Source organism: Streptomyces sp. NPDC050388 (genome assembly GCF_040655635.1).
Lineage (GTDB): Bacteria > Actinomycetota > Actinomycetes > Streptomycetales > Streptomycetaceae > Streptomyces.
On record NZ_JBFAKH010000200.1, the window covers coordinates 1 to 4,754 of the forward strand.

Sequence of the window (4,754 nt, forward strand, 5' to 3'; positions counted from 1 at the left end):
CTGGTACGACGGCGGCGCGCTGTCCACGGACGGTCCCCCTCCACCATGACCAACCCGAAGATCATCCCACCCGGTCAGCCAACGTGACAGTGCCGACCAGGGTACGGAACCCAAAAGCCACGGGCGGACAGAAAATACCTGTGCGGTCACTCACCGTGCGAGTGCGGCGTCCGGCCCCGTCAGCGCTCGGCGCGATCAGAACTCGTCCTCTGGAAAGTCCGGGTCGGCGTAGTCGCTTTCGTCCCACTCGGCGTCGTCCATCGCCGGGCCGGCGAAGAAGCCCTCCATGAGTTCCTGCAGATCCAGCTCGGTGGCACCGGCCGGAGCGGTGGGCTTGGCGCCGTCGCTCACCCGCACAGTCAGGCCGAGCTTCTTGACCTTGGCGTCCTCGGCCAACGCGGCGAGGTCCACGTTCACCTCGCTCAGCTCGTCGTTCTTCAGCGTGAAGTCCGCCGTCACCTTGGTGTCGGGCGCGTCCTTGAGGTCCTTGTCCGTCGGCAGCTCCATGCCCGGCGGCAGGTCCTTCGTCAGCGGGCGGATCTCGTCGAGAAGCTCGGTGATCAGCGTGCGGAAGGGAGCTGTGGCGGTGACGTGCTCGGCGCCGTTCTCTCCGTCGGCCGTCTTGAAGCTCACCTCACGGGCGACGACCGTCCGAAGGGCTCCCACGAGCTTCTTCTGTGTCTTGGCGTCGAGGGACGGGGCGGGCGCGGGACCGCCCTGGCCCTCCTGGCCCTCGGCGGCGGCCTCCTCCATCTTCTTGGCGCTGAACTTCACCCACTTGCCCTCAAGGACGTTCTTGAAGGACTGAGCCTGCGGAGGCAGGTCTTCAGCGGCCGGTACAGGGCTGCCCATCATCTTGCCGATGGTGTCGACGTCGGCACGGACGTAGATGTAGTCGCCGATCATCCGGTACTCGGCGAGATCGCCCTCCGGATTGCTGATCTTCATGGTCATGCCGACGAGATCCTTTTCGCCGGACTCGTCGAGCGGCTTCTTCGACTGCACGGTAACCGTGATTGTCGCGTCGCTCATCAACTCGGCGGCCTCATCCGGGATCTCGTCGCCGGAGGCCGGGTCGGACTTGGCGTCCAGCGCCTTCAGGGACGTGATGTCGGTGTCCAGGTCGAGCTCGAAGGAGAGCGTCTTCTTCTTGCCGAGCTGCTCAAAGGCCTGGTCCAGCTTCTGGCCGGCGGAAAGCTGCTCCGCCGTTCCGCAGGCAGCGGAGCCCGCGAGTACGGCACCGACGATGGCGGTAGCGGTGAAGGTCTTGCGTATGGCGCTGATGATGGTCTCCTAGTGGGTCCGATCACGAAAGTGATCGATCAGAAGACTCACCACCCGCTCATAAGGTTGCACTGCCCAATCGGGCAACCGAAGTGTGAGGGGACCTGTCCCGAGGCCCGGTGTCCCCGGTCACGCCCGCGACCCTGCTCGCGTGGCACCGCAGGCTCATCGCGGTCGGACGACAACAAGCGCCCCTGGAGGCCAGGCAGGCCACCGACCGCCGGCGCGGTGAAGGCGCTGGTGCGGCGACCGGCCCGGCAGAATCCGCGTCGTGGCTGTCGACGGGGCCAGGGCGAACTCGCCCGCCGCGGACATCCGAGCGGCACCACGACGGTCCGGGAGATCCTGACGGCCGTCGGCATCGACCCGGCCCCACGCCGCAGCGGGCCGACCTGGCGCGAGTTCCCGACCGCGCCCGCCGAGGGCCTCCTCGCCTGCGACGTCCTGCCCCTCGACCTGGCCGGCCTGCGCCGGGTCTACGCGCTGGTCTTCCTCGAGCATGGCACGCCCCGCCCGCACATCGCCGGTGTGACCGCGCGCCCGACCGGGCGGCGGACCGTGCCACCAGCCCGCAACCGCGCCGTCGAGCCGAGCCTGCGCCCGGAGCCACTGCGCTTTTGATCCGCGACCGGGACGCGCAGGACACCGGGTCCTGCGACACGGTCTTCGCGGCCGAAGACATCACGGCCGGGTGGACCGCGCCGCGGGCTCCTGGGAGGAACGCGCCCGGTGAACGGGGCGTCGGAGCCCTGCGGCGTGAAGTCCTCGACCACCTGCTGATCTGGAACGAGACCCGTGCCCGCCGGGTCCTGAACGTCTGCGCCCGACACGACAACTGCCATCGCCCGCATCGGGCTCGGGGACGGCTGCCGCCCTCGCGCGGGAGCACCCGGCATCCAAGACCGATCTGACCGCGCACCGGGTCCTTTGCCGCCGAGTACTCGGCGGCGTCATCAACGAGGGCCGGTACGCCGCCTGATCAGCGGCGACGGGTTTCCGAACGGCACAGCTCGAGGACCAGCCCGGCTTACCCGCTCGGCCGAGCGCCTCGGCGAACGCCGCCTCCAGGAACAGTTCGCCCAGCTGGTCACGCACCTGCACCGGCAACGGAACCGCCCGCCGGCCCCGATAGATCGCCCGGATCGCCGCAGCCACCTGCGGACCCAGCTCCGGCCAAGGCCGCGGCTGCACCGACACCACACACTCCGATCCACGAGAAGCGAAAAGACCGTCATGATCCCATCCACCGGCACTTGGCGACGGCCAACTCGCAAGCACGGAGACGCACTTCAAATTAGCCACCAAGATCGGGCAGGCTCCGCTTCCTGTCGTCGTGACCGCCGGACTGAGCCACTTGGGATCGACGGTGGCAACGGGCTTCGCCGACGCCGACGTGTGGATGCCCCGGCTGCTCAGTGGTGGGGAGGCTGCTGCCGGGTCACGGCGTCGGCCGGCTGTCTGCGGGCTGCGTACAGCGCCGTGTCCAGTTGGTGGGTGCCGGTGAGCACACACAGTGTGTACGTCGCGTCCTCAAGCCGGCGCGCGGTCTTGGGCGCTGGCGTCGGACGCCAGGCGCCGCTGGAGCGTCTCGCACCTCTCGACCAGCCCCCGCAGAGGTGAAGGATGCGCCATCACCATGGGGCCGCCTCCGTCCTCACCCGTTCGGACCATCACGGTCGCAGCCGCCGGCGCCACCTTCAAGGACGACCTGTTTGGCCGGGTCGGCCGCAAGGCATGTGAGCCGCCAGGACGTCGGCACGGCCCCGATCACCTCACCTGGCGGCCCGGCTGCGTTCCCGCCCGGGCCGTCGGCGGGTATAACGGCCGCATTGATGCGCTTGCCCCGGCTCGCGGCGGGCCTGAAAGCCAGGCAGATCGTCAAAAAGACGGCGGATTGCCCGCTCGCTCCGGCAAGCGGTTCGTCGGGCGATCTTCGGCGATGTTGCGCAGGATGGGTTCCGGTTTGCCCGGCCGAGACGATGGACGGCGGGCGGGCCCTTCGTACGCGGCGCAGAGGCCGCGACCATCCCACGAGGAGCAGCTCATGGCAGCGATGACGGATGTGCTGGTACCGGCGCTGGAGGACGCCCGTGAGGCTCACGCCGCGGTCGTCGCCCGGTTCCGCACCGATGTGAACTCCACGCCTCCCGGCGCCCGCCGCCAAAGACTTGAACGCCAGGTTGCCCAGGCTGAGGACCGCCTTGAGCGTATCGAGGCCCGCGTACGCGAGATGCGGCCTGACCGGGGAGCGTTGTCCGCCACCGGGCAGTTCGTGCGGTCCGCGGCCCGCGGCGCCGTGCGGGCAACCATGCTGCCCGTGGAGGTCGCTGTGGCGGCCATGACGGAGATGGCGGACGGCGAGAGGCTCGCCCGTGAGCGCCGCCTGCTGAAGAACACCGAGGCCGAGTACGCGGCGGCAGCCAGGGCTCTGGCGGCGTGCCGGGCAGGGGAGAACATCGCCGAACAGCTCCACGATCCAGAGACCGCCGGTCTGCTCCGCATGCTGCGCCGCCAGGAAGAGGAACTGCTGGAGAGTCTGGGGGAGAACCTCGCCGAGCAGGCCAGGGCCGTGGCGACGGCCACCGACGGCCGCCCTCCCGTCGAGGCCGAAGCCGCCGAAGGCAGCCTGCTGGACGCGGTCATGCGCACCGTGCGCGCGGCCCTGAACCGGCTGCGGGCAGCGTTCCGAAGCAACACCAGGCGGGCGAGAGGCACGGCTGAGGGCGCCTGGCGGGAGATGCCCGACGCCACCCGTATGGCCGAGGGCGTCCAGGGGGCCGTCACCCGCGAGCAGGACCTGCCGATTTCCGGCTTCAGCCGACTCGGGATCCCGGAGATCCAGCAGCGCCTGCACGGCCTGTCCCAGACGGAGCTGACGGTCATCGAGGGCTACGAACGCGCACACACTGGCCGTCCCGGGGTGCTGAACGCCATCGAGCGGCTCCGTGAGGCCGAGCCGTGGGCCGGCTACGACGCGATGGACCCGGAACGCATCAAGATGCACCTGCCGAACGTCTCGGACCGCATGGTCCGGCAGGCAGTCGAGTACGAGCGCCGCCACCGCCGACGCGACACGGTGATCAACGCTGCTGAGAGCGCGCTGCGGGCGGCGTCCGAGGCCACCCACCGGGCCGGAGACCTGGACGCCATCGAGCAAGTACCTCGCAGTGAACCCTGAGCCGGGGTGCAGCCGTACACCGGGCTCGCCTGTCTCCTGGGGCCAGGAGCCGGCGCGGTTGATCGGTGAGTTCGGTGCGCTGCTTTCAGCAGACGGCGCTCCTGGGCGAGCTTCTCACCGTCCGCCACTGCGTCATGGAGCGGCTACCACAGGCCGACCGGCCTGCGCAGCGCGCCAGCAGATCATGGCGATGGGGTCACTGAAGCCTTCTCGGCAACGTGACGGTTGCGGTGCGTGATGATGCCGGACGGCGGGATGGCGACTCGGCGTCAGACATGAGTGAAGCCCCTGG

General features: G+C 69.6%; 5 protein-coding genes. 3 read left to right on the plus strand and 2 right to left on the minus strand.

The features are described 5' to 3' along the window. Window positions 1-195: 195 nt before the first annotated feature. Complete coding sequence (locus tag AB0I73_RS40450) at window positions 196-1,032, minus strand: hypothetical protein (RefSeq protein WP_363045378.1); 837 nt, start codon at window positions 1,030-1,032, stop codon at window positions 196-198. 480 nt (window positions 1,033-1,512) lie between these two features. Here AB0I73_RS40450 and AB0I73_RS40455 point away from each other — a divergent pair, with 480 nt between their 5' ends. Both AB0I73_RS40455 and AB0I73_RS40460 read left to right on the plus strand, forming a co-directional pair. Continuing rightward, window positions 1,513-1,905 (plus strand): hypothetical protein, encoded by a 393-nt coding sequence (locus AB0I73_RS40455; RefSeq protein WP_363045379.1) that lies wholly within the window; start codon window positions 1,513-1,515, stop codon window positions 1,903-1,905. Further along, entirely contained in the window at window positions 1,902-2,195 is a 294-nt protein-coding gene (locus tag AB0I73_RS40460; RefSeq protein ID WP_363045380.1) for an integrase core domain-containing protein, read from the plus strand. The genes AB0I73_RS40455 and AB0I73_RS40460 overlap by 4 nt, the downstream gene beginning before the upstream one ends. A 501-nt stretch (window positions 2,196-2,696) precedes the next feature. On the opposite strand, the gene AB0I73_RS40465 is transcribed toward AB0I73_RS40460, so the two are convergent. Further along, entirely contained in the window at window positions 2,697-2,909 is a 213-nt protein-coding gene (locus AB0I73_RS40465) for a DUF5133 domain-containing protein (protein WP_363045382.1), read from the minus strand. Window positions 2,910-3,328: 419 nt separating this feature from the next. Between AB0I73_RS40465 and AB0I73_RS40470 the strand changes: the two genes are divergently transcribed. Then, window positions 3,329-4,462: a hypothetical protein gene (locus AB0I73_RS40470; protein WP_363045381.1), complete on the plus strand. Its 1,134-nt coding sequence runs from the start codon at window positions 3,329-3,331 to the stop codon at window positions 4,460-4,462. The last annotated feature ends 292 nt before the right edge of the window (window positions 4,463-4,754 follow it).